The organism is Streptomyces canus, from assembly GCF_030815415.1.
GTDB lineage: Bacteria > Actinomycetota > Actinomycetes > Streptomycetales > Streptomycetaceae > Streptomyces > Streptomyces canus_F.
Genome location: NZ_JAUSWW010000001.1, coordinates 3,698,062 through 3,720,734, shown reverse-complemented (window position 1 = coordinate 3,720,734; position 22,673 = coordinate 3,698,062). Strand labels below are relative to the sequence as shown.

Annotated in this window: 21 protein-coding genes; 16 read left to right on the top strand and 5 right to left on the bottom strand. The window is 71.3% G+C overall.

Annotated features, from left to right (window positions below; genetic code table 11):
* The first annotated feature begins 100 nt into the window (after positions 1 to 100).
* The 3 genes from QF037_RS17020 to nudC all read left to right on the top strand — a co-directional run bounded on the left by QF037_RS17020 (position 101) and on the right by nudC (position 6,137).
* Positions 101 to 3,619, top strand: coding sequence for an ATP-dependent DNA helicase (locus QF037_RS17020; RefSeq protein WP_307026137.1), 3,519 nt, complete (start codon positions 101 to 103; stop codon positions 3,617 to 3,619).
* Positions 3,620 to 3,629: 10 nt separating this feature from the next.
* The gene (locus QF037_RS17015) at positions 3,630 to 5,042 is read left to right on the top strand and encodes a dipeptidase (protein WP_307026135.1); all 1,413 of its coding nucleotides are present in this window, start codon (positions 3,630 to 3,632) and stop codon (positions 5,040 to 5,042) included.
* Positions 5,043 to 5,195: 153 nt separating this feature from the next.
* Positions 5,196 to 6,137 (top strand): NAD(+) diphosphatase, encoded by a 942-nt coding sequence (gene nudC / locus QF037_RS17010; protein ID WP_307026132.1) that lies wholly within the window; start codon positions 5,196 to 5,198, stop codon positions 6,135 to 6,137.
* 58 nt (positions 6,138 to 6,195) lie between these two features.
* Here the strand turns inward: nudC and QF037_RS17005 are convergent, their stop codons facing one another.
* On the bottom strand, positions 6,196 to 6,438 hold the full coding sequence (locus QF037_RS17005) for a mycoredoxin (RefSeq protein ID WP_307026129.1): 243 nt from the start codon (positions 6,436 to 6,438) through the stop codon (positions 6,196 to 6,198).
* A gap of 183 nt (positions 6,439 to 6,621) precedes the next feature.
* Between QF037_RS17005 and QF037_RS17000 the strand changes: the two genes are divergently transcribed.
* The 5 genes from QF037_RS17000 (at position 6,622) to QF037_RS16980 (ending at position 10,516) form a co-directional block, all read left to right on the top strand.
* Positions 6,622 to 8,820: an ATP-dependent DNA helicase UvrD2 gene (locus tag QF037_RS17000; protein ID WP_307026127.1), complete on the top strand. Its 2,199-nt coding sequence runs from the start codon at positions 6,622 to 6,624 to the stop codon at positions 8,818 to 8,820.
* Between the two features lie 197 nt (positions 8,821 to 9,017).
* The gene (locus tag QF037_RS16995) at positions 9,018 to 9,302 is read left to right on the top strand and encodes a hypothetical protein (protein WP_095046840.1); all 285 of its coding nucleotides are present in this window, start codon (positions 9,018 to 9,020) and stop codon (positions 9,300 to 9,302) included.
* Positions 9,303 to 9,477: 175 nt separating this feature from the next.
* A complete protein-coding gene (locus QF037_RS16990; protein ID WP_171145190.1) occupies positions 9,478 to 9,846 on the top strand; it encodes a WhiB family transcriptional regulator in 369 nt (122 codons plus the stop codon).
* Entirely contained in the window at positions 9,843 to 10,169 is a 327-nt protein-coding gene (locus QF037_RS16985) for a hypothetical protein (protein WP_307026124.1), read from the top strand. Before QF037_RS16990 ends, QF037_RS16985 begins: the two co-directional genes overlap by 4 nt.
* Positions 10,170 to 10,306: 137 nt before the next feature.
* Positions 10,307 to 10,516 (top strand): hypothetical protein, encoded by a 210-nt coding sequence (locus tag QF037_RS16980; RefSeq protein WP_307026122.1) that lies wholly within the window; start codon positions 10,307 to 10,309, stop codon positions 10,514 to 10,516.
* A 42-nt stretch (positions 10,517 to 10,558) separates the two neighbouring features.
* On the opposite strand, the gene QF037_RS16975 is transcribed toward QF037_RS16980, so the two are convergent.
* Positions 10,559 to 11,923, bottom strand: a complete 1,365-nt coding sequence (locus tag QF037_RS16975) for an ABC1 kinase family protein (protein ID WP_307026120.1) — start codon at positions 11,921 to 11,923, stop codon at positions 10,559 to 10,561.
* Positions 11,916 to 13,121: a TOMM precursor leader peptide-binding protein gene (locus QF037_RS16970; RefSeq protein ID WP_307037203.1), complete on the bottom strand. Its 1,206-nt coding sequence runs from the start codon at positions 13,119 to 13,121 to the stop codon at positions 11,916 to 11,918. Before QF037_RS16970 ends, QF037_RS16975 begins: the two co-directional genes overlap by 8 nt.
* A 270-nt stretch (positions 13,122 to 13,391) precedes the next feature.
* On the opposite strand from QF037_RS16970, the gene QF037_RS16965 reads away from it, so the two are divergent.
* The 4 genes from QF037_RS16965 (at position 13,392) to QF037_RS16950 (ending at position 17,251) form a co-directional block, all read left to right on the top strand.
* Positions 13,392 to 13,988, top strand: a complete 597-nt coding sequence (locus QF037_RS16965) for a M48 metallopeptidase family protein (RefSeq protein WP_307026118.1) — start codon at positions 13,392 to 13,394, stop codon at positions 13,986 to 13,988.
* 118 nt (positions 13,989 to 14,106) lie between these two features.
* The gene (locus QF037_RS16960) at positions 14,107 to 15,786 is read left to right on the top strand and encodes a TerD family protein (RefSeq protein ID WP_307026116.1); all 1,680 of its coding nucleotides are present in this window, start codon (positions 14,107 to 14,109) and stop codon (positions 15,784 to 15,786) included.
* 11 nt (positions 15,787 to 15,797) lie between these two features.
* The gene (locus QF037_RS16955; RefSeq protein WP_307026113.1) at positions 15,798 to 16,478 is read left to right on the top strand and encodes an AIM24 family protein; all 681 of its coding nucleotides are present in this window, start codon (positions 15,798 to 15,800) and stop codon (positions 16,476 to 16,478) included.
* 17 nt (positions 16,479 to 16,495) lie between these two features.
* Entirely contained in the window at positions 16,496 to 17,251 is a 756-nt protein-coding gene (locus tag QF037_RS16950) for an AIM24 family protein (protein WP_307026111.1), read from the top strand.
* A 52-nt stretch (positions 17,252 to 17,303) separates the two neighbouring features.
* Here the strand turns inward: QF037_RS16950 and QF037_RS16945 are convergent, their stop codons facing one another.
* Positions 17,304 to 17,819: an NUDIX hydrolase gene (locus tag QF037_RS16945; protein WP_307026109.1), complete on the bottom strand. Its 516-nt coding sequence runs from the start codon at positions 17,817 to 17,819 to the stop codon at positions 17,304 to 17,306.
* Positions 17,816 to 19,264: a zinc-dependent metalloprotease gene (locus QF037_RS16940; RefSeq protein ID WP_307026107.1), complete on the bottom strand. Its 1,449-nt coding sequence runs from the start codon at positions 19,262 to 19,264 to the stop codon at positions 17,816 to 17,818. Before QF037_RS16940 ends, QF037_RS16945 begins: the two co-directional genes overlap by 4 nt.
* Before the next feature lie 193 nt (positions 19,265 to 19,457).
* Between QF037_RS16940 and QF037_RS16935 the strand changes: the two genes are divergently transcribed.
* From QF037_RS16935 to QF037_RS16920, 4 genes are all read left to right on the top strand, one after another.
* Positions 19,458 to 20,570, top strand: a complete 1,113-nt coding sequence (locus QF037_RS16935; protein WP_307026105.1) for an SDR family oxidoreductase — start codon at positions 19,458 to 19,460, stop codon at positions 20,568 to 20,570.
* 102 nt (positions 20,571 to 20,672) lie between these two features.
* Positions 20,673 to 21,131, top strand: coding sequence for a molybdenum cofactor biosynthesis protein MoaE (locus QF037_RS16930; RefSeq protein WP_307026103.1), 459 nt, complete (start codon positions 20,673 to 20,675; stop codon positions 21,129 to 21,131).
* Between the two features lie 194 nt (positions 21,132 to 21,325).
* Positions 21,326 to 21,481, top strand: a complete 156-nt coding sequence (locus QF037_RS16925) for a hypothetical protein (protein WP_199924634.1) — start codon at positions 21,326 to 21,328, stop codon at positions 21,479 to 21,481.
* 59 nt (positions 21,482 to 21,540) lie between these two features.
* Positions 21,541 to 22,638 (top strand): YlbL family protein, encoded by a 1,098-nt coding sequence (locus QF037_RS16920; RefSeq protein WP_307026100.1) that lies wholly within the window; start codon positions 21,541 to 21,543, stop codon positions 22,636 to 22,638.
* Positions 22,639 to 22,673 lie beyond the last annotated feature (35 nt).

Genomic DNA, 22,673 nt, shown 5'->3' with positions numbered 1-22,673 from the left:
GGTTGCACCACCTGTGCTGACCTGCGCTTCTTCCAGCCCGGATGTGCTCTGGAGGGCGATTCGTCCTCGACTGTCAGTGGGCGCCGCTAGCCTCTCCGACATGGCCGCCCGCATCACCGATCCCGATCAGCTCAAGGAGCTCCTCGGCATCCCGTTCACCCCGGAGCAGACGGCCTGCATCATCGCGCCGCCCGCACCGCAGGTGATCGTGGCCGGTGCCGGGTCGGGCAAGACGACGGTGATGGCGGCCCGCGTGGTCTGGCTGGTCGGCACCGGCCAGGTCGCCCCCGAGCAGGTACTCGGCCTCACCTTCACCAACAAGGCCGCCGGCGAACTCGCCGAGCGCGTCCGCAAGGCGCTCATCAAGGCGGGCGTCACCGACCCCGACGTCATCGACCCGGACAATCCGCCCGGCGAGCCCGTCATCTCGACGTACCACGCCTTCGCGGGCCGCCTGCTGACCGACCACGGTCTGCGCATCGGCCTGGAGCCCACCTCCCGCCTCCTCGCCGACGCCACCCGCTACCAGCTCGCCGCGCGCGTGCTGCGCGAAGCCCCGGGCCCCTACCCGGCCCTGACCCGCTCCTTCCCGGACCTGGTCGGCGACCTCCTCACCCTCGACGCCGAGCTCGCCGAACACCTCGTACGGCCGGAAGCGCTGCGCGCGTACGACGCCGAGCTGCTGCTCTCCCTCGAGCGCGCCAAACTCACCAACGCCGACCTGCGCAAGGTCCCCGAGGCGGCCGCCGCGCGCCGCGAACTGGCCGAGCTGGTGGTCCGCTACCGCGCGGCCAAGCGCGAGCGCGACCTGCTCGACTTCGGCGACCAGATCGCCCTGTCCGCCGAGCTCGCCCAGATCGCCGAGGTGGGGCGCATCCTGCGCGACGAGTTCCGGGTGGTGCTGCTCGACGAGTACCAGGACACCTCCGTCGCCCAGCGCGTCCTCCTGGCGGGTCTCTTCGGCGCCGACACCGGCCACCCGGTGACCGCGGTCGGCGACCCCTGCCAGGCGATCTACGGCTGGCGCGGCGCCTCCGTCGCCAACCTCGACGACTTTCCCGAGCACTTCGCCCACGCCGACGGCCACCTGGCCACCCGTCAGTCGCTCAGCGAGAACCGCCGCAGCGGCGGCCGCCTCCTCGACCTCGCCAACGGCCTCGCCGAGCCCCTGCGCGCCATGCACGCGGGCGTGGAGGCCCTCCGCCCGGCCCCCGGTGCCGAACGCGACGGCATGGTGCGCTGCGCCCTGCTGCGCACCCACGCCGAGGAGATCGACTGGATCGCCGACTCGATCGCGCATCTGGTGAACACGGGCAAGGCGCCCGGCGAGATCGCCGTCCTGTGCCGCACGGCGACCGACTTCGCCGAGATCCAGGCCGCGTTGGTCGCCCGGGACGTCCCGGTCGAGGTGGTCGGCCTCTCCGGCCTGCTGCACCTGCCCGAGGTCGCCGACCTGGTCGCCGTCTGCGAGGTCCTCCAGGACCCCGGAGCCAACGCCTCCCTGGTCCGTCTGCTGACCGGCCCTCGCTGGCGCATCGGACCGCGCGACCTCGCCCTCCTGGGGCGCCGCGCCCGGCGCCTCGTGACCCACGCACGCGTGGACGGCGACGACGACCCGGACCGCCGGCTCGCCGAGGCCGTCGAGGGGGTCGACCCGTCCGAGGTGATATCGCTCGCGGACGCCCTGGACACGTTCCTGGAGACGCCGTTCGACGGCGGCGGGGACGACGACGGGCTGCCCTTCTCGCCGGACGCGCGCGTGCGGTTCGCCCGCCTGGCCACCGAACTGCGCGACCTGCGCCGCTCCCTGGCCGACCCGCTCATGGACGTCCTGCACCGTGTCCTCGCCGTCACCGGCCTGGAGGTGGAACTGTCGGCGTCCCCGCACGCCCTGGCCGCCCGCCGCCGCGAGACCCTGTCCAACTTCCTGGACATCGCCGCCTCGTTCGCCGCCGGGGACGGCGAGGCGACCCTGCTGGCCTTCCTCGGCTTCCTGCGCACCGCCGCCCAGTACGAGAAGGGCCTCGACAACGCCCTGCCCGGCGGCGAGAACACGGTCAAGGTGCTCACCGCGCACAAGTCCAAGGGCCTGGAGTGGGACGTCGTCGCCGTGCCCGGCCTGGTCACCGGCACCTTCCCCAGCACCCAGGGCCGCGAGAAGTGGACCGCCCAGGGCAAGGTGCTGCCGCACGACCTGCGCGGCGACGCCGACACCCTGCCCGATGTGGAGGCGTGGGACTCCCGCGGTCTGAAGGCCTTCCAGGAGGCCATGAAGGAGCACCAGCACACCGAGGAACTCCGCCTCGGCTACGTCACCTTCACCCGCCCCCGCTCCCTCCTCCTCGGCTCCGGCCACTGGTGGGGCCCCGCCCAGAAGAAGCCCCGCGGCCCGTCCGACTTCCTCCAGGCCCTGTACGCGCACTGCGAGGCCGGCCACGGCGAGATCGAGGCGTGGGCGGACGAGCCCGCCGAGGACGAGCAGAATCCGGCCCTCCACGCGGCCACCGTCGACCAGGTCTGGCCCCTGCCCCTCGACGACATGGCCCTGACCCGCCGCCGCGCCGCAGCCGAGACGGTCCTGGCCCACCTGGAGCGCCTCGCCACCCACACGGACGGCCACCCGGCCGCCGAGCACGACCCGGAGACGTACAGCGACCCGGACTGGCCGCCACCGGAGGACGACGAGCCTCCCTACGAGGACGAGGTCTTCCCCGACGACGCAGCCGAATCCGCCGACTCGGCCGACTGGGACACCTGGACGACGGACCGCCCGACAGTCCCGCACCAGGCGACGGCACCCGACACCGGCGCGACCGCGCACGCGCGTGCCCACCCGGTGGAACCCGACCCGGGCACCGAGCCGGCACGCCCCCGCCTCACCCCGGAGGAGGCCCGCACCCTCGCCTCCTGGGACCGCGACCTTGATGCCCTTACCGGGGAGCTCCTCCGCGCGCGGGAGGCCGTCACCGACGTACCCCTGCCCGCCTCGCTCACCGCTTCCCAGCTGCTGCGCCTGGCAGCCGACCCGGACGGTTTCGCGCAGGAACTCGCGCGCCCCATGCCGCGCCCCCCACAACCCGCCGCACGCCGAGGCACCCGTTTCCACGCATGGGTGGAGGCTCGCTTCGAAGCGCTGACGCTGCCCATGCTGGAGCCGGAGGAGCTGCCCGGCAGCGAGGCCGAGATCGCCGACGAACGCGACCTGGAAGGCCTCAAGGACGCCTTCGAGCGCACCGAGTTCGCCCACCGCACGCCCTACCGGGTGGAGGCCCCCTTCCAGCTGGCCATCGCCGGCCGCGTGGTGCGGGGCCGTATCGACGCGGTCTACAAGGAAGGCGACGGCGAGACGGCGACGTACGAGATCGTCGACTGGAAGACCAACCGGGACCGCACCGCCGACCCGCTTCAGCTCGCGCTGTACCGCCTCGCCTGGGCCGAGCAGCAGGGGGTGCCGCTGGAGTCGGTCACGGCCGCTTTCCTGTACGTCCGCAGCGGTGAGATCGACCGGCCGGACGACCTCGCGGACCGGAGCGCGCTGGAGCGGCTGCTGCTGGAGGACCCTTCCACGCAGGCAGAGTGTGAGGAACCGCCCACCGAGGATGTCGGTGCGGGCCGATAGGCTCGTGACCATGAGCCACCCCGTTGACAGTGCCGTCAGCGCCGTCCGTACGTACATCGAGCAGCACCGCACCGCTTTCCTCGGCGACCTCGCCGAGTGGCTGCGCATCCCCTCCGTGTCGGCCCAGCCCGACCACGCGCCCGACGTACGCCGCAGCGCCGACTGGCTCGCCGCCCGACTCCAGGAGACCGGCTTCCCGACCACCGAGGTCTGGGAGACACCCGGCGCCCCCGCCGTCTTCGCGGAGTGGCCCTCCGACGTCCCCGGCGCGCCCACGGTCCTCGTCTACGGCCACCACGACGTGCAGCCCGCTGCCCTGGAGGACGGCTGGGACAGCGACCCCTTCGAACCCGTGGTCCGCGACAATCGGCTCTACGCGCGCGGGGCGGCCGACGACAAGGGCCAGGTGTTCTTCCACACACTCGGCGTCCGCGCCCACCTCGCCGCGACCGGCCGCAGCACGCCCGCCGTGCACCTCAAGCTGCTGATCGAGGGCGAGGAGGAGTCCGGCTCGCCGCACTTCCGAGCCCTCGTCGAGGAGCGCGCGGAGCGACTCGCCGCCGACGCCGTGATCGTCTCCGACACCGGCATGTGGGCCGAGGACACCCCGACCGTCTGCACCGGCATGCGCGGTCTCGCCGAGTGCGAGATCCGGCTCCACGGTCCCGCCCAGGACATCCACTCCGGCTCCTTCGGCGGCGCCGTGCCCAACCCGGCGACCGCCGCCGCCCGCCTGGTCGCCGCCCTGCACGACGACGACGCACGCGTGGCCGTCCCCGGCTTCTACGACGGCATCGTCGAACTGACCGACCGCGAGCGCGAACTCTTCGCCGAGCTGCCCTTCGACGAGCGGCAATGGCTGCGCACGGCCAAGTCGTACGCCACGCGGGGCGAAGCCGGCCACACCACCCTGGAGCGCGTCTGGGCCCGCCCCACCGCCGAGGTCAACGGCATCGGCGGCGGCTACCAGGGCCCCGGCAGCAAGACGATCATCCCGTCCTCCGCGATGGTGAAGCTGTCCTTCCGCCTCGTCGCCGGACAGGACCCCGATCACATCGAGAAGGCCGTCCGCGCGTGGGCGGCCGAGCAGGTGCCCGCCGGGATCCGCTGCGAGATCACGTTCGGCGCGGCCACCCGCCCGTGTCTGACCCCGCTGGACCACCCGGCCCTGCAGTCCGTCGTCCGCGCCATGGGCCGCGCCTTCGACAAGCCCGTCCGCTTCACCCGCGAGGGCGGCTCCGGGCCGGCCGCCGACCTCCAGGAAGTCCTCGGCGCCCCCGTGCTCTTCCTCGGTATCTCCGTCCCCTCCGACGGCTGGCACGCGCCGAACGAGAAGGTCGAACTCGACCTGCTCCTCAAAGGCGTCGAGACCACCGCGTACCTGTGGGGAGACCTCGCCGAGCACTGGCGGCATGCGCCCTGATCACCCCGAGGCGCCCGGACCGGCATGGAGCACGGGGCAGACTGGAAGAGCTGTCCCGTACCGCCGAACACCGGACGCGGTCGCCTCCCGCCGTACGTCCCGCCGCACCGCCCGCCGAAACAATCCGTTCCACCGGGGGAGTTGGAAGTACCCGTGACCACCTGGACCGACCACACCGCCGATCGACCCATCTCGCTCACCGCCCCCAGCGGCATCGACCGGGCCGCCCACCACCGGCTCGACGAGGCCTGGCTCGCCGCGGCGTGGAGCCACCCCACGACCCGCTGCTTCGTGGTGTCCGGCGGCCAGATCCTCGTCGACGAGACGGCCGACGGCCGTACCGAACTCCTCATGACGCCCGCCTTCGAGGCGCCGCTCACCGAGGCACACCGCTACTTCCTCGGCATCGACGAGGAGGGCGTCAGCTACTTCGCCCTCCAGAAGGACGCCCTGCCCGGCCGCATCGACCAGTCCGCGCGCCCGGCGGGTCTGCGCGAGGCGGGCCTGCTGCTGTCACCGCGCGAGGCGGGCCTGATGGTGCACGCGGTCGGTCTGGAGAACTGGCAGCGCACCCACCGCTTCTGCTCCCGCTGCGGCGAGCGCACGGTCATCGCGGCGGCCGGCCACATCCGCCGCTGCCAGGCCTGTGGCGCCGAGCACTACCCGCGCACCGACCCCGCCGTGATCATGGCCGTCACCGACGAGGACGACCGCATCCTGCTGGGCCGCCAGGTCCACTGGCCCGAGGGCCGCTTCTCGACGCTGGCCGGCTTCGTCGAGCCGGGCGAGTCCATCGAGCAGGCCGTGCGCCGCGAGGTCTTCGAGGAGGCCGGCATCACTGTCGGCCAGGTCGAATACATCGCCAGCCAGCCCTGGCCGTTCCCGTCCAGCCTCATGCTCGGCTTCCTGGCCCGCGCCACCTCCACCGAGATCAACGTCGACGGTGACGAGATCGGCGAGGCCCGCTGGTTCTCCCGCGACGAACTGGGCGCCGCCTTCGACTCCGGCGAGGTCCTGCCGCCCTACGGCATCTCGATCGCGGCCCGCCTGATCGAGCTCTGGTACGGAAAGCCGCTGCCGACGCGCGGCGTCTGACAACGCAGTGGGGCGGCTCCCGATCGGGAGCCGCCCCACTCGCGTGAACATGCGTCGCTTACGCGGCGATCTTCTGCTTCACCTGGGCCAGCGACGGGTTCGTCAGCGTCGAACCGTCGGCGAACAGCACGGTCGGGACCGTCTGGTTTCCGCCATTCGCCTTCTCGACGAACGCCGCGGACGCCGGGTCCTGCTCGATGTTGATCTCGGTGTACGCGATGCCCTCGCGGTCCATCTGCTTCTTCAGCCGCTGGCAGTAGCCGCACCACGTGGTGCTGTACATCGTCACAGTGCCCTGCATGTCTCGCGCGCTCCTCTGGTGGCTCGGGGACGAGGTGGTCCACACAGGTGAACGTAAGCGACCGGAGCGCCATTCCCGACCGCGCTGCCCGGCCGGGTGACGCCTGCCGCATTAGTACGACTGCGAGCCCCTGCCTGTGGACAACCGGCACAGCCGTCCCCGCCGACCTGGCAGCATGGCGATGTGACAGCAGCAACGCACTCCACCCTTTTCCCGCAGGTCCCGGACACGGCCGACGCGGTGCTCGAAGGGCTCGATCCCGAGCAGCGCGAAGTGGCCCTGGCGCTGCACGGGCCGGTGTGCGTGCTGGCCGGCGCCGGTACGGGCAAGACACGGGCGATCACCCACCGCATCGCCTACGGAGTGCGCGCCGGCATCCTGCAGCCCTCCAGCGTGCTGGCCGTCACCTTCACCAACCGCGCCGCCGGTGAGATGCGCGGCCGGCTCCGCCAGCTCGGTGCCGCCGGGGTCCAGGCCCGCACCTTCCACTCGGCCGCCCTGCGCCAGCTCCAGTACTTCTGGCCGAAAGCGGTCGGCGGTTCCATGCCCCGGCTCGTCGACCGCAAGATCCAGCTCGTCGTCGACGCGGCCGCCGCCTGCCGTATCCGCCTCGACCGAGGTGAGCTGCGGGACGTCACCGCCGAGATCGAGTGGTCCAAGGTCACCCAGACCGTCCCCGGCGACTACGCCCTCGCGGCCGCGAAGGCGGGCCGGGACGTCCCCCGCAACCCCGCCGAGGTCGCCCAGCTCTACGCCGCCTACGAGGACCTCAAGCGCGAGCGCGGCGTCATCGACTTCGAGGACGTCCTGCTGCTGACGGTGGCCGTCCTCCAGGACCGGCACGACATCGCCGACCAGGTCCGCGCCCAGTACCAGCACTTCGTCGTCGACGAGTACCAGGACGTCAGCCCCCTCCAGCAGCGCCTGCTGGAGCTGTGGCTCGGCGACCGGGACGACCTCTGCGTGGTCGGCGACGCCAGCCAGACGATCTACTCGTTCACGGGAGCAACTCCCGACCACCTGCTCGACTTCCGCACCCGCCACCCCGGTGCCACCGTCGTCAAGCTGGTCCGCGACTACCGCTCCACCCCCCAGGTCGTCCATCTCGCCAACGGCCTGCTCGCCCAGGCCAGCGGCCGTGCCGCCGATCACCGCCTGGAGCTGGTCTCACAGCGCGCCTCCGGCCCCGAGCCCGTCTACACCGAGTACACCGACGAGCCCGCCGAGGCCGAGGGCGCCGCCCGCCGCATCCGCGAACTGATGGCCGCCGGTGTCCCGGCCGCCGAGATCGCCGTCCTGTTCCGTACGAACGCCCAGTCCGAGACGTACGAACAGGCCCTCGCCGACGCGGGCGTCCCGTATCAGCTGCGCGGCGCCGAACGGTTCTTCGACCGCCCTGAGGTGCGCAAGGCCGGCATCGCGCTGCGCGCCGCCTCCCGCTTCGGCGGCAACGACGCCCTCCTGGACGACGCCCCCGACCTGCCCTCCCAGGTGCGGGCCGTGCTCTCCGGAGAAGGCTGGACCACTCAACCCCCGGCAGGATCCGGCGCGGTCAGGGAGCGCTGGGAGTCGCTGGCCGCCCTGGTGAACCTGGCGCAGGACTTCGCCGCGGCAAGATCCGGTGCCAGCCTCGCCGACCTCGTCGCCGAACTGGACGAGCGGGCGGGCGCCCAGCACGCCCCGACCGTCCAGGGCGTCACCCTCGCCTCCCTGCACTCGGCCAAGGGCCTGGAGTGGGACGTCGTCTTCCTGGTCGGGGTCGCCGAGGGCATGATGCCGATCACCTACGCAAAGACCGACGAGCAGATCGAGGAGGAGCGCCGCCTCCTCTATGTCGGCGTCACCCGCGCCCGGGAGCACCTCCATGTCTCCTGGGCACTGTCCCGCTCGCCCGGCGGACGCCCCAGTCGCCGCCCCAGCCGCTTCCTCGACGGGCTGCGCCCCGGTTCGACCGGCGCCGCCGCGCGCGCCGCCACCGGCGGCCCAGGCGGCGTGGAGCGCGGCTTCACGAGCGGTCCGGCCGGTGCCGTGCCCCGGCGGACCCAGCGCACCCCGGCCCGCTGCCGGGTCTGCGGCCGCACTCTCACCGACGCCGGTGAGATGAAACTGATGCGGTGCGAGGACTGTCCCTCCGACATGGACGAGGGCCTCTACGAGCGGTTGCGCGAGTGGCGGGCGGAGCAGGCGCGGCGCAGCGGACAGCCCGCGTTCTGCGTCTTCACCGACAAGACACTGATGGCGATCGCCGAGGCCGTCCCCGACGACGAGGGCGAGCTCGCGCGGATCCCGGGGGTCGGCGTCCGCAAGTTCAACCGTTTCGGAGCCGATGTGCTGGCGATCTGCGCAGGCCAGGAGCCCGGGGCGGAAGAAGCGGGGAACTGATCCGAACTCGTCGAAAAAATAGTTTGCGCATGCCCCAGCAATCCCCATAGGTTCTTTCCACGGGAACGGAGGCCTTCTCGGAGGCCCTGATTCCGTGCTCTACTTACATACCCGCAGGACTGGTTCATCCCAGTCCCCCGAGACGCCGAGAGGAGGCGAGCCCAGTGACCAGCATCAACGCCAGCTTCACCGCGAAAATGACCGATCGCTCGGTCGTCGCCTCCCTGTGCATGCTCGCTGTCTCGAACCAGGGCACCGGTCTGTCCGGCATTCGTGTCGCCGGCCCGGCAGCCTCCGTGTCTCGCGCCGGTCTTCCCGTTCGTGAGCGCAATGAGCGACCGACTAAGGCACTGGAAGCAGTAGAGGGACAGGCGCATGCCTATGCCTTTACGGCAGCCGGTGCCGGAAGCCGGAAGCAGGCGACGCAGCACCACCTGATGTGGGCCTTCCGTGGGCCAGAACCCTGGAGTGATCCAGCCTGATGTGATCAGGCCGGCGCCTTCAGGGCCGCGGAACCCCATCCGGGATCCGCGGCCCTTCTGTTTGTCCTCGAACGGGGATGACGGAGCGAAGGGGCCTCGGGACAAGAAAAGAACCCGGTACCAAGCCGACCACCGGCCCAACAGGGCCGGGCCGACCAGACGAGGAAAACGAACCGTGCAACTCGAAGCGCACGCCCCGTCCGTACCGCCTTCCGAAACGATCCCCCCGCCCGGCCTCACGGAGGACTCCACCTTGATCCCGCTCACCGCGCTCACCGCGCTCGACGACGCCATCGAGAGCCTCGGTGTACCCGTCCCCTGCCGTTCGTACGACCCGGAGGTCTTCTTCGCCGAGTCGCCGGCCGACGTCGAGTACGCCAAGTCCCTCTGCCGCACCTGCCCGCTGATGGAGGCCTGCCTCGCCGGCGCCAAGGAGCGGCGTGAGCCCTGGGGTGTCTGGGGTGGCGAGCTGTTCGTCCAGGGTGTCGTCGTCGCCCGGAAGCGGCCGCGTGGCCGCCCGCGCAAGAACCCGGTCACGGCATGAACACCATCGCAGGAACGATCGACCGCCCCCTCACGCTCGACCCCAAGAAGCAGGCCCCGATGAAGCCGTCCACCACCGAGCCCGCAGGCTCCGCGATTCCAGACTTCACCACCGTCGGCGCGAGCGACTTGCGCCAGAACAGGACCCGAGAGATGCAACTTCAACCAGAAGCCCTCGCTCGTGCGCATATGCACGAGCGACTGCACCAGGCGGAGCAGGAACGCCGGGCCGTGAGCCTGGCGGCCGCGCGCCGCATGCAGCGCCGGGCCGAGCGCGCCTCGATGCGCGCCCGCCGTGCGCTGGCCATCGCGGTCATGCAGTAGGCGAAGCCACCTGAAGCAGTGGCCTTCCGGACTCCGGGAGGCGAAAGCTCCCCGCGGGGGCCGGTCCGTGCGAACGGACCGGCCCCCGCGGTGCGTTGCGCGCGCCGATCCGCCGGCCGCGGCGATATCGTCGCCGCGTGACGAGTCTTCCGGGAGGCAGCGAAGACAGCGGCTCCGCCTCGGAGCCCCGGCCTCTGGTGTGCGCCCGCTGCGGCACCACCGCCGACGGCCCGCGGCCCACCTGGATCTGCTCCGTGGAGAACGGCGTCCGTCAGTACTTCTGCGACACCTGCTCGAGGGACAACCTCAGGGCGATCGAGGGGCGTTTGGACTCCGCTTGGTGGTAGGGCCTCGCTGACGCCTTGCCGCCGCCCCGGTTCACCAGCGGCTCACGCTTCCGCCGCCGACTCCTCGGTCTCCTCTTCCAGCACGAACCCCGGCAGCCATTCCTCCAGTTCCTCCCGCAGCCGTACCGTCGCGCCCAGTTGGCACAGGACGCCGATCGTGCTCAGGGTCACGCGGTGGATGAGGAGGTAGGCCGGGGGGAGGTTGAGCTGCTTGCCCAGCTGGTAGGCGGGGGAGCGGATGTCGGCGATGCGGGCCGCCTGGCTGCGCATCCAGCCGCGGGTGAAGGTGAACTCGTCGAGCAGGGCCGGTTCGATGATCGGCCGGAGATAGTCGAGGACGGCGTCGGGTTCCAGTTCTATGGACTCCTTGACGAAGCCCTCCAGACACAGCAGTTCGTAGACCGCTTCCGCCTCGCCGTCGAGGGTCATGCGCAGGGAGTCGCCGATGGGGGTGGGCAGGCCGCCCGGGAGGCGGTCGACCGTGCCGAAGTCCAGGACGCCCAGGCGCCAGTCGTCCTCGCCGTCGGGGCCACCGGGCAGGAGGCGGAAGTTGCCGGGATGCGGGTCGGCGTGGAGCAGACCGGTGCGGGCCGGGCCGGAGAAGAGGAAGCGGGCCAGCAACTGGCCGGCGCGGTCGCGCTGTTCCTGGGTGCCGTCCGAGATGACCTCCGACAGGGGGACGCCGCCCATCCACTCGGTGATCAGGATCTGGTCGCACTGGTGGACCACCGCCGGCACCACGACGTCCGGGTCGTCCGCGAACTCCTCGGCATGGATCTGCTGGGCCTGGGCCTCCAGGCCGTAGTCCAGTTCCTCGGAGACCCGGTCCCTCAGTTCCGCGATGAGCGGCTTGATGTCCATGCCGGGGATCAGCGGGCCCAAAAGTCGGGCGAAACGGCTCAATTGGTTCAGGTCGGACAGGAGGGCGTCGCCGGCTCCCGGGTACTGCACCTTGACCGCCACCTCGCGGCCGTCATGCCACACGGCATGATGCACCTGGCCGATCGACGCCGCGGCGGAGGGCTTGTCCTCGAACTCGACGAACAGTTCCTGCCAGTCCTCCCCGAGCCGCTCCTCCAGCACCCGGTGCACCGTGCGCGTCGGCATCGGCGGTGCCGCCTCCTGGAGTTTCGTCAGCGCGGCCCGATAGGGACCGGCGACCTCCTCGGGCAGCGCCGACTCGAAGACGGACAGGGCCTGGCCGAACTTCATCGCACCGCCCTTGAGCTCGCCGAGCACCTTGAACAGCTGCTCCGCCGTGCGCTGTTGCAGCTCACGGCCGACGATCTCCGCGGACTCCCCGACGATTCTCTTGCCCAGCCCCCAGGTGGCCCGGCCTGCGAAGCCGAGCGGGAGCGCGGCGAGCTTGGCGGTACGGGTGACCGCCTTGCGGGGAAGATCAGACATGCGCCCTCCAGGTCCCAGCAGGCCGTGCCGCATCCGCCTTACGGCGCAATTCCTTCGACGGCCCTTGCTCCGCCATTGTCTCGTGCGACTCCCCGTCCTTGACGGTGTGTTCCTCCTTACCTTTCTGCGCGGCTCCGCACCGGCACGCGGGATGCGCCCAGACCGGCCGAGCATGCCAGTTCAGCGCGGGGAGGGACACCTCCCAGCGGGCGCCGGCGCTCGACGGGGTCCGGCCGTCGAGGAAGGAAAGGGCGTGCGCGGCCGCCAACCCTGCCACCGTAGTGGCCAGCGCCAGGTCGCACGGACGCACCTGGCGAGACCGCCCCGAACCCGACCGCCACTGCGCGACCAGCCGGGGCCACACCGGGTCCCGGTCGGCACGCCCCTCGTGCAGACAGTCCGCGCAACCCGTCACCCCCGGCAGGACGAGAGGGCCGACGACACCGGTCGCCTCCACGACACCGGCGTACAGATGGGGCGTACCGGAGTCGACGAGTGGGTCGGCAGGCGGTGGGGCGTGCACCGCGACGTCGTCCCTCGGGGCGAGGATCACCAGGGAGAACCCGGGCTCGCCCTCCCCGGAGGGCGGCCGGCGTGGAGAGCGGTCCGGCGCGGACCGGCGTGCCGCGCGCCGGGCGGCCTCGTCCCTGCGCTCGCCGATCGCCTCGGCGGGCAGCCCGCCCGGAGCGACGTCCCACGGCTCGACCTCGCCGACATCGCGCACATCGACCTCGCCGACCCCGGCGCCCGCGAGCAGCGAGGCCAGCACCGCGCCCACCCGGCCCGCACCCCTGATCTGCACGCGCAGCGAGCGGCGGGCGGCCAGCAGCTCGATCCCCTCGCCCGGTTCGGACGTCGTCAGGGACAGCGAGGCCAGATCGGGGCGGAGCCGGTCGAGGACCCGCTTCTTCCTTCGCAGGGTGTCACCGGCCCGGCCGCCGCCCCGCGCGTCGTCGAGCAGCCCGGCCCGCGCCAGCCGCTCCAGGAGCCGGTCGACATGGCCGTCGGGCAGATCCATGCGCCGCCCCTCCTCGCGCAGCAGCCCCGGACCGCGGGTGCCGTTGAGCAGATCGAGGAAACTGCCTGTAGCCGTGTCCATCGGGCCCAGCGTCATCGCGTGCGCCGGGGTCATCCCGAACTGCACGGTGTTCAGGTCGCGCCAGCCGCGCCGCAGCGCGGGCTTCACCAGCGGAACCAGTGGGATCGCCGTAACCGGCGGATCTTGTGAAGACTGCATGACAGGCCCCCGTAGCCCTCGTGGAACATCCCCGTGCGCCGCCCGGAGACCCCTCGGTGGTCCGTTGTGCTCCGTCGGCGCATGCCAGCATGCCCGGATCGGTGACGCGCCGCCGAAAGTTGTCCACAGGCGGTGGGTATTCGTCGTACAAATCAAACGCTTGGCGGGGGATCCGGACCGAACCGTCCCGGAGTCGGGACTTCCAGCCCTCACAGCGGGTAACGTCGGGGCGTGTCCGCCGACCCACTGCACCGCGCCGGAACACCACAGCGACGCACGTCGAGCCAGCCGCCCAGCGGCTCGGGTGCGAGCGCGATCGAGGTGCGCAGGAGCGCCCGACGACGCCGGACGGTCTCCGCGTACCGCGAGGGCGACCGCACCGTCGTGCTGATCCCTGCCCGGATGTCGGAGGCGGAGGAGCAACGCTGGGTGAGCGTCATGCTCGACAAGCTGGCCGCCCAGGAGAGCAAGCGGGTCCTCGGCGACACCGAACTGGCCGAGCGCGCCGCACGGCTGTCCGCCCAGTACTTCGAGGGACGCGCCCGGCCCGCCTCGGTGCGCTGGGTCACCAACCAGAACACCCGCTGGGGCTCGTGCACCCCCTCCGAGGGCAGCATCCGCCTCTCGCACCGGCTCCAGGGCATGCCCGAATACGTCGTCGACTACGTCCTCGTCCATGAGCTCGCACATCTGCTCGTGCCCGGACACGGGCCCCGTTTCTGGCGGCTCCTGGAGGCGTATCCGCGCACCGAGCGGGCCCGGGGCTATCTCGAAGGCGTGGTCGCGGCCGACCGGTTGCCGCATGTGCCCGGCGCGAGCGGAGAGTGACCGACACACCCCCGGCCGGGGATTGTGTACCGGGTCTGTACCGACTTCGTCCACTGTCCGAGTTTGCCGTTAGCCTGGCGCGACGCACTCGCACTTGGATGGGGGACGGTCGTTACGCATGGCCAGGGAATTCCAACGCGGCCACAAGGCCAAGGTCAGTGACCTCACCGCGGGCACGGATCTGTACGTAGGTGTGCAGATCACCGGCCCCGGACTGAGCTTCGACATCAGCTGCTTCGGCCTCGACGCCGACGAACGGCTCTCGGACGACCGGTACTTCGTCTTCTTCAACCAGCCGAAGTCCCCCGAGGAGTCCATCCAGCTTCTGGGCGCCCAGGCGGGTGACTCGGAGTCCTTCCGGGTCACCCTCGACCGGATCCCGGCGCAGATCCACAAGCTGTCCTTCACGGCGACGATCGACGGCGCCGGCCAGATGTCGCAGATCGCCCCCGGATACCTCCGGATCGTGGCCGGCGGCGAGGAAGTGGCCCGCTACTCCTTCAACGGCTCGGAGTTCTCCACAGAGCGGGCCGTGATGCTGGGCGACTTCTACCTGAAGGACGTCTGGCGGTTCGCCGCGGTCGGACAGGGCTTCGACGGCGGCCTCGACGCACTGCTGAAGAACTTCGGCGGCGAGGTGGCGGAGGAGGAGCCCCCCGCGGCCCCGCCGCAGCCGCAGGCCGGCCCCACCCCGGGCTTCGCCCCGCCGGCCCAGGCCACCGCGCCGCCCGCGTTCGGCGCCCCGTCTCCCGCGCCCGCACCCGCCCCGCAGGGCTATGCGCCTCCGCCCGGGGCGACTCCGCCCCCGGCCCCGGCACCCGCGCCGAACATGCACGCCCAGCCCACCATCGTCGCGCCCATGACCCCGCCCGGCGGCGCCCCGGTACCGCCCCCTGCCCCGGCTCCCGCGCCCTACGGCCAGCCGCAGCAGCCCCCGTACGGCCAGCCCGCCCCGCCGCCCGGCTACGGCGCCCAGCCCCAGGCCCCGCAGGCGCCCCAGGCGCCGGGCCCGCCGCCCGGCTACGGCCAGCCGACCCCGCCCCCGGGCTACGGTCAGCAGCCTCCGTACGGCCAGGTCCCGGGCCAGCAGGCCCCCTACGGCGCGCCCCAGGGCGTACCGCAGGGCGCACCCCAGGCCGCCGGGGTCTCCGGCGCTCTCCAGCAGTTCAAGGAGACGCCCACCGGCCAGCGCTGGACGCAGCAGAACAAGAAGCTCGTCCGCGTGGACCTCGGCATCGGCGGGCACCCCGTGCTGGCCCGGCAGGGCAGCATGGTGCTCTACCAGGGCAAGGTCGACTTCAGCTACAAGGGCGCGGGCTTCGCCGGCCGGGTCGTCGGCAACGCGACCGGCCAGGAGATGCAGCTGATGCGCTGTACCGGCCAGGGTCAGGTCTTCCTCGCCGAGAACTCCACGATGCTGCACCCCATCGAACTCCAGGGCGACGGCATCTGCGTCTCCGCCGAGAACGTCCTCGCCTTCGACGAGAGCCTCCAGTACGAGGTCCGCCGTATCGAAGGACATGGCATCCCGGGCGGCGCGCTGTTCACGATGCTGTTCCAGGGCACCGGCACGATCGTCCTCAAGACGCACGGCACACCCGTGGTGCTGCCGGTGACGCCCACGACGTTCGCCGACGCCAACGCCGTGGTCGCCTGGTCGCCCGCCGCCCAGGTGGTCGTCTCCAGCCAGGTCCGGATGCGGCGCAACGCCTACCCCGGCGACACCGGGGAGAGCGTCAACCTGCAGTTCCGGGCAGCGCCCGGCAACTTCATCGTCGTCCAGCCGTACGAGATCTGAGGGAGTCCGTCATGAACCAGCCACTCGCGGGCTTCGCTCCCGCACCCGTCACGGCCCGCATGGAGAACCACGGCAACCACATGGCCAAGATCGCCATGCAGACCGGTAACGACCTCTTCGCGCGTGTGGGGTCGATGGTCGCCTACGAAGGGTTCGTCCAGTACGAGCCCAACCCGCCGGCCGTGCGCCAGATCGCCAAGGACTGGATGACCGGCGAGGGCGCGCCCCTGATGAAGTGCACCGGCGACGGACTGCTCTATCTCGCCGACTACGGCGCCAACGTGGTCGTCATCAACCTCAACGGCGACGGCATCTCCGTCAACGCCACCAACCTGCTCGCCTTCGACGCGCACCTCACCTGGGGTGTCGAGCGCGTGAAGGGCCTGGCGAAGTTCGCCGGGCAGGGACTGTGGAACACCAAGATCTCCGGGCAGGGCTGGGTCGCGCTGACCTCCCGGGGCAAGCCGATCGTCGTCGACTGCGGCGGTGGCGAGGACGAGACGTACGTCGACCCCGACGCGCTCGTCGCCTGGTCCCCGAACCTCAAGGTGAAGGGCAAGCGCAGCTTCAAGGCGCAGTCACTCATCGGCCGGGGCAGCGGTGAGGCCTACCAGATGGCCTTCTCGGGCCAGGGCATCGTCGTCGTCCAGCCCAGCGAGGACAGCACCGACCGTCTCCGGTTCCGGGGCTGAGGGGGAGCCAGAACGTCATGCAGAGTCCGCTTTTCGCCTACAACGACCAGCAGACCCAGGACCGCTGGAGCCTGCAGAACAAGCAGATGCTCCGCGTCAGCCTGGAGGGCCACGACGACATCCTCGCCCGCAAGGGCACGATGGTCGCCTACCAGGGCCTGATGGAGTTCGACGCCGAGTACCAGAGCAACCAGCAGGGACGCGCGCGTGCGCGGACCGGCGAGGGCCTGGACCTGATGCGCTGCCACGGGCAGGGCACGGTCTATCTCGCCAATCTCAAGCAGCACGTCCATCTGGTGGACGTGGAGCAGGACGGACTGACCGTCGACAGCAACTACGTCCTCGCCATGGACTCGTCGCTGCACCACGAGGTCATCGCCGTCGACAGCCTCTACGGCATCTCCGGCTCCGGGAAGTACCAGCTCAACATCACCGGCCGCGGCAAGGTCGCCCTCATGACCTCCGGTGCGCCGCTGATGATGCAGGTGACGCCCGACAAGTACGTCAACTGCGACGCCGACGCGATCGTCGCCTGGTCGACCTCGCTGCGCGTCCAGATGCAGGCCCAGACGCATTCCTCCGGGGTGTTCCGGCGCCGGGGCAACACCGGTGAGGGCTGGGAGCTCAGCTTCATGGGCAGCGGTTACGCGATCGTCCAGCCCAGCGAGCTGCTGCCGCCGCAGAATGCCCAGATCGGCTCCGGCCTCGCCGCGCAGTACGGGATGGGGCAGCAGGGGGCCCGCGGCCAGAACCAGGGCAACGCCTGGAGCTAGCCACAGCTGACAGGTAAGGGGCGACCACCCATGGTGGTCGCCCCTTACGCGTTCACAGCCTGGCCCGGGTCGCTTCGAGCAGCTGTACGACGGACTCGTCCGCCACGTCCGCCACCTCGTCGTACGCGTACCAGCGCAGGTCCAGGGACTCGTCGCTGATCGCCTCCGCCGCCCCGGCCGGGGCCAGCGCCGCGTACTGGACGTCGAGGTGCCAGGCGCACGGCGTGTGATGGCGGTCCAGACGGACCGGGCCGCCGGGCAACAGGGTCAGCCCCTCGATGCCGGACTCCTCGGTGCCCTCGCGCAGGGCGGCCGCCGCCAGGGTCTCGTCGACCGGTTCGCAGTGGCCGCCCATCTGGAGCCACATCCGCAGCTTCCGGTGGAGGGTCAGCAGGACCTGCCCGCGCGACGGGTCGATCACCAGCGCGCTCGCCGTGATGTGCCCGTCGCCACAGGCCTTCCACATGCCGTCCGGGTGCGTCGCCAGATGGTCCAGGTAGGTCTGGCGCAGCTCTTCCTGGTCCTCGTAGCCCTTCAGTACGAGGACCGCGTCGTCGAACAGGCTCACTCGGTGTCGTCGTCCTTGTCGTCCTTGTCAGCGTCGGCGTCGGCGTCCTTCTTCTTCAGGTCGGGCTTCTGCGCCGCCTCGCCGAGCATCTTGTCCAGCTCGGAGAAGTCCAGCTGCTCGCGGTGGACGAAGCCGTCCGGGTCGTCCAGGTCGGAGGCGGTCGGGAGCATGTCCGGGTGGGCCCACAGACCGTCCCGGCCGTCGACACCGCGCGCGTCCGTGAGCGAGGCCCACAGCCGGGAGGCGTCCCGCAGCCGGCGGGGGCGCAGCTCCAGGCCGATCAGCGTGGCGAAGGTCTGCTCGGCCGGGCCGCCCGAGGCGCGACGGCGGCGCAGGGTCTCGCGCAGCGCGTCCGCGGACGACAGACGAGGCTTCGCGGCGGCGTGGACCACCGCGTCCACCCAGCCCTCGACGAGCGCCAGAGCCGTCTCCAGACGGGCCAGCGCCGCCTTCTGCTCGGGCGTGTCCTCCGGCTGGAACATGCCCTGCTGGAGAGCGTCCTGGAGCTGCTCGGGGTTTTGCGGGTCGAACTGGCCGACCACGTCCTCGAGCTTGGCGGTGTCGACCTTGATGCCGCGCGCATACCCGTCGACCGCGCCGAACAGGTGCGAGCGCAGCCACGGCACGTGCGTGAAGAGACGCTGGTGGGCGGCCTCGCGCAGCGCGAGATACAGCCGCACCTCGTCCTGCGCCACGCCCAGGTCCTTGCCGAACGCCTCGATGTTGAGCGGCAGCAGCGCGGCCTTGCCGGCCGGGCCGAGCGGCAGGCCGATGTCGGTGGAGCCGACGACCTCGCCCGCGAGCACGCCGACGGCCTGCCCGATCTGCGTGCCGAACATGGCGCCGCCCATCGAGCGCATCATGCCGATCAGCGGGCCGGCCATGGCCTGCATCTCCTCCGGCAGCACGTCGCCCATGGCGGTGCCGACGCGCTCGGCGACCGGGTCGACGAGCTCCTTCCACGCGGGCAGGGTCGCCTCGACCCACTCCGCGCGGGACCACGCCACGGCGGAGCCCGCGCCGGACGGCAGTGACGTCGCGTCGTCGAGCCACAGGTCGGCCAGGCGGACGGCCTCCTGGACCGCGGTGCGCTCGGCGGGGCCGACGCTCGCGTCCTTGGTGCCGTCGGCGGTGCCCTGGGAGACCGTCTGGCGGGCGATCTGCTTGGCCATGTCCCAGTTCACCGGGCCGCCCTCGTACGAGAGCATCTGGCCCAGCTGCTGGAACGCGGCGCCCAGGTCGTTGGGGTTCAGGGAACCGAACATGGCAGCGAACGGGTTGTCGGCACCAGGGGCACCGAAGCCGCCGGCTCCAGGCAGCCCGCCGAAACCGAACGGGTTGGCCGGGCCCTGACCACCACCGCTCTGCTGGTCCTTCTTCTTGCCCTCGTCGCCGTCGTCCGGCTCCTCCGGCGGAAGGCCGAATCCGAATGGGGTGTCACTCACGGGATTCCTCGGCTGGTAAGGCCGCCGGTGTCTCTCCGACGGCGCGACTGCCCGATAACACCACCCAGCCTAGACACCGTGGGCGGATCGGGCCTCGATGCTCCGCCGAGTCTCGGCCTGCGGCAGGATGGATGCCACCTGGTACGTACGCGTCACTCGCGCCCGTACTGAAGACAACCGCGGGAGACGCCCGGTGAGTTCCCCTGATCCACAGGTTCGCGCAGCGCGAAACCAGTCAACCCGTCCCGGCCTGCGCGGACCGGTCGTCGCTGTGACCGGCGCCGCCGCCGGTGTCGGCGCGCTGCTCACCGAGCGGCTCGCCGCTTCGGAGGAGATCAAGCAGGTCATCGCCATCGACGAGCGGCGAGGCGAGTGCGCGGCGGCGCAGTGGCACATCCTGGATGTGCGGGATCCGGCGATCGCGGAGAAGCTGCGGGGCGCGGACGTCGTGGTGCATCTGGCGCTCGATCTCGATCTGGAGACCGACGGCGCCGCCCGTACGGCCTACAACGTGCGCGGTACGCAGACCGTGCTGACCGCCGCGGCCGCGGCCGGCGTGCACCGGGTCGTGCTGTGCACCTCCGCCATGGTCTACGGCGCCCTTCCGGACAACGAGCTGCCGCTGTCCGAGGACGCGGAGCTGCGGGCGACGGCGGAGGCGACCGGGGTCGGGGACCTGCTGGAGGTCGAGCGGCTCGCGCGGCGCGCTCCGCGGGCGCACCCCGGGCTCAATGTCACCGTGGTGCGGCCCGCTGTCCTCGTCGGAGGCATCGACACCGCGCTGACCAGGTACTTCGAGTCGCCGCGGCTGCTGGTTGTGGCCGGCTCCCGGCCCGCCTGGCAGTTCTGCCACGTCGAGGATCTGTGCAGTGCTCTGGAGTACGCCGTCCTGGAGAAGGTCGAGGGCGAGCTCGCCGTCGGCTGTGACGGGTGGCTGGAGCAGGAGGAGGTCGAGGAACTCAGCGGGATCCGGCGGATGGAGTTGCCGTCGGCCGTCGCGCTGGGCGCGGCGGCCAGGCTGCACCGGATCGGGCTCACACCGTCTCCGGCCGGGGATCTCGCCTACACGATGTACCCCTGGGTGGTGAGCGGCAGTCGGCTCCACGACGCCGGATGGCGGCCGCAGTGGACCAACGAGGAGGTCCTCGCGGAGCTGCTGGAGGAGGTCTCCGGACGGCACACGGTCGTGGGGCGCCGACTGGGCCGCAAGGACGCGACGGCCGCGGGTGCCGCGGGTGCGACGGTGGCGCTGCTGGGCGCGGCGGCCGTGGTGCGGCGGGCGCGGAAGGCCCGACGGCGGATCTGAGATCGAGGGGTCCAGGCCTGTAGGAGGCTCCAAACGCCCACGCGCGCGTGCCGGGCGATCACGCTATTCCGTGCGGTCGCGGGCATGAGGCACGATGGGGGCATGGCAGCCATCGACGATCACCCCGGTGAGCGGGGCGCGCAGGACGCGATCAAGCTCATCGCCATTCGTGAGACCGCGCTCTCCCTGGACGAGGTCTTCAAGGCCGTCGGGGACGACGCGGCCGGGGGGACCGCGCTGTTCGTCGGGACCGTGCGCAATCACGACGGCGGAGCCGACGTCGACGAGCTCGGCTATTCGTGTCATCCGAGTGCCGAGGCGGAGATGCGGCGGATCGCGGAGAAGGTCGTCGCCGAGTACCCCGTGCGGGCGCTGGCCGCGGTGCATCGCGTGGGGGACCTGAGCGTCGGGGATCTCGCCGTCGTCGTCGCCGTGTCGTGCCCGCATCGCGGGGAGGCCTTCGAGGCCTGCCGGAAGCTGATCGACGACCTCAAGCACGAAGTGCCGATCTGGAAGCACCAGAAGTTCTCCGACGGCACCGATGAATGGGTCGGCGCGTAGCGCCGTCGTTGAGGGGGCGGTGGTCGGGCGACGGGAGGGCGGGTCGGCGCCTGCTGAGCCCACGGCCTCTGCCGAACCCTTCCTTCTGTTCTCTCCGGTTGCGTAACCGCACCCCTGGCGTGAGCGTTGTCCGTGCGGATGGTTAATCTGCTGATCAGTCAGTTGCGGTCGCGCACCGGGGTTGGGAGGACGACATGGCGGCGCTCGCCTGGTTGCTGATTCCGCTCTTGGCTGCGATCGGCGCAGGTCTGTGGGGCAGTTGGGCCAACCGGACCCGCAGCACTCGCAGCGACGGGCCCGAGCTGGACGGGTACGCCCGGTTCCGCAAGGCCATGGAGAAGCAGCCCTGAGACAGTCCTTCAGGCGGCCCTGACGGGTCGCTGACAGGGGCGTCCCGTACTGTCGTGCCATGCCACGCCGCACCGCGACGATGCTCGCCTCCACCCTGATGCTGATCGCACTCCTGTGCGCGGGTGTGTTGATCCCCGTGCCGTACGCGGAGATGTCCCCCGGGCCGACGGTGAACACCCTGGGCGATCACGACGGCGAGCCGGTGCTCCAGATCTCCGGCCGGAAGACGTACGCGACGAGCGGCCACCTGAACATGACCACCGTCCGGGTCACCAGCGCCGACTACAAGATGAACCTCGTCGAGGCCGTGTACGGCTGGCTCGCGCACGACAACAAGGTCGTGCCGCACGACACGCTGTACCCGGACGGCAAGACCGAGGAACAGTCCACCCAGGAGAACGCCGAGGAGTTCAGCCAGTCCCAGGAGAGCGCCAAGGTCGCCGCCCTGAAGGAGCTGGACGTCCCCGTGAAGTCCTTCGTGATCGTCTCCACGGTCGTCAAGGACTCCCCGGCCGAGGACAGGCTGCACGCCGGTGACGTCATCAAGGCCGTCGACGGGACCGCCGTCAAGGCGCCCGCCGACGTCGCCGAGCTGGTCACCAAGCACAAGACCGGCGAGAAGGTCGTCTTCACCATCGTGCCCGCCAAGGAGCAGGCCGCCGCGGAGAAGGAGCAGCGGACGGCGACCAGAACCGAGGACGTGACCGTCACGACCAAGGCGTCCGACGACGACGGTGAGAAGCGCGCCATCGTCGGGATCTCCGCCGGGATCGACCACACCTTCCCGTTCACCATCGACATCAAGCTCGCCGACGTCGGAGGGCCGAGTGCCGGGCTCATGTTCGCGCTCGGCGTCTACGACAAGCTCACCCCGGGCAGCCTCACCGGCGGCAAGTTCGTGGCCGGCACCGGCACCATCGACGACGACGGCAAGGTCGGCCCGATCGGCGGCATCGAGATGAAGACCGTCGGCGCCCACGACAAGGGCGCCCAGTACTTCCTCACGCCCGCCGACAACTGCGCGGCCGCCGCCAAGGACACTCCCGGCGGGCTCACGCTGGTCAAGGTGAACACCATCGAGGACGCCCTCGGCGCCCTCGAGGACATCCGCTCCGGCGACACCGACGGCCTGCCCAAGTGCACGACCAAGGGCTGACGGAACAGGCACGCGCGCGTACGTGAACGGGGGCG

What these genes read in the sequence shown, in the direction of transcription:
- QF037_RS17020 (WP_307026137.1), top strand. Translation starts at nt 101, where the DNA reads ATGGCCGCCCGCATCACCGATCCCGATCAGCTCAAGGAGCTCCTCGGC.
- QF037_RS17015 (WP_307026135.1), top strand. Translation starts at nt 3,630, where the DNA reads ATGAGCCACCCCGTTGACAGTGCCGTCAGCGCCGTCCGTACGTACATC.
- QF037_RS17005 (WP_307026129.1), bottom strand. Translation starts at nt 6,438, where the DNA reads ATGCAGGGCACTGTGACGATGTACAGCACCACGTGGTGCGGCTACTGC.
- QF037_RS16995 (WP_095046840.1), top strand. Translation starts at nt 9,018, where the DNA reads ATGACCGATCGCTCGGTCGTCGCCTCCCTGTGCATGCTCGCTGTCTCG.
- QF037_RS16985 (WP_307026124.1), top strand. Translation starts at nt 9,843, where the DNA reads ATGAACACCATCGCAGGAACGATCGACCGCCCCCTCACGCTCGACCCC.
- QF037_RS16975 (WP_307026120.1), bottom strand. Translation starts at nt 11,923, where the DNA reads ATGTCTGATCTTCCCCGCAAGGCGGTCACCCGTACCGCCAAGCTCGCC.
- QF037_RS16960 (WP_307026116.1), top strand. Translation starts at nt 14,107, where the DNA reads ATGGCCAGGGAATTCCAACGCGGCCACAAGGCCAAGGTCAGTGACCTC.
- QF037_RS16955 (WP_307026113.1), top strand. Translation starts at nt 15,798, where the DNA reads ATGAACCAGCCACTCGCGGGCTTCGCTCCCGCACCCGTCACGGCCCGC.
- QF037_RS16950 (WP_307026111.1), top strand. Translation starts at nt 16,496, where the DNA reads ATGCAGAGTCCGCTTTTCGCCTACAACGACCAGCAGACCCAGGACCGC.
- QF037_RS16930 (WP_307026103.1), top strand. Translation starts at nt 20,673, where the DNA reads ATGGCAGCCATCGACGATCACCCCGGTGAGCGGGGCGCGCAGGACGCG.
- QF037_RS16925 (WP_199924634.1), top strand. Translation starts at nt 21,326, where the DNA reads ATGGCGGCGCTCGCCTGGTTGCTGATTCCGCTCTTGGCTGCGATCGGC.
- QF037_RS16920 (WP_307026100.1), top strand. Translation starts at nt 21,541, where the DNA reads ATGCCACGCCGCACCGCGACGATGCTCGCCTCCACCCTGATGCTGATC.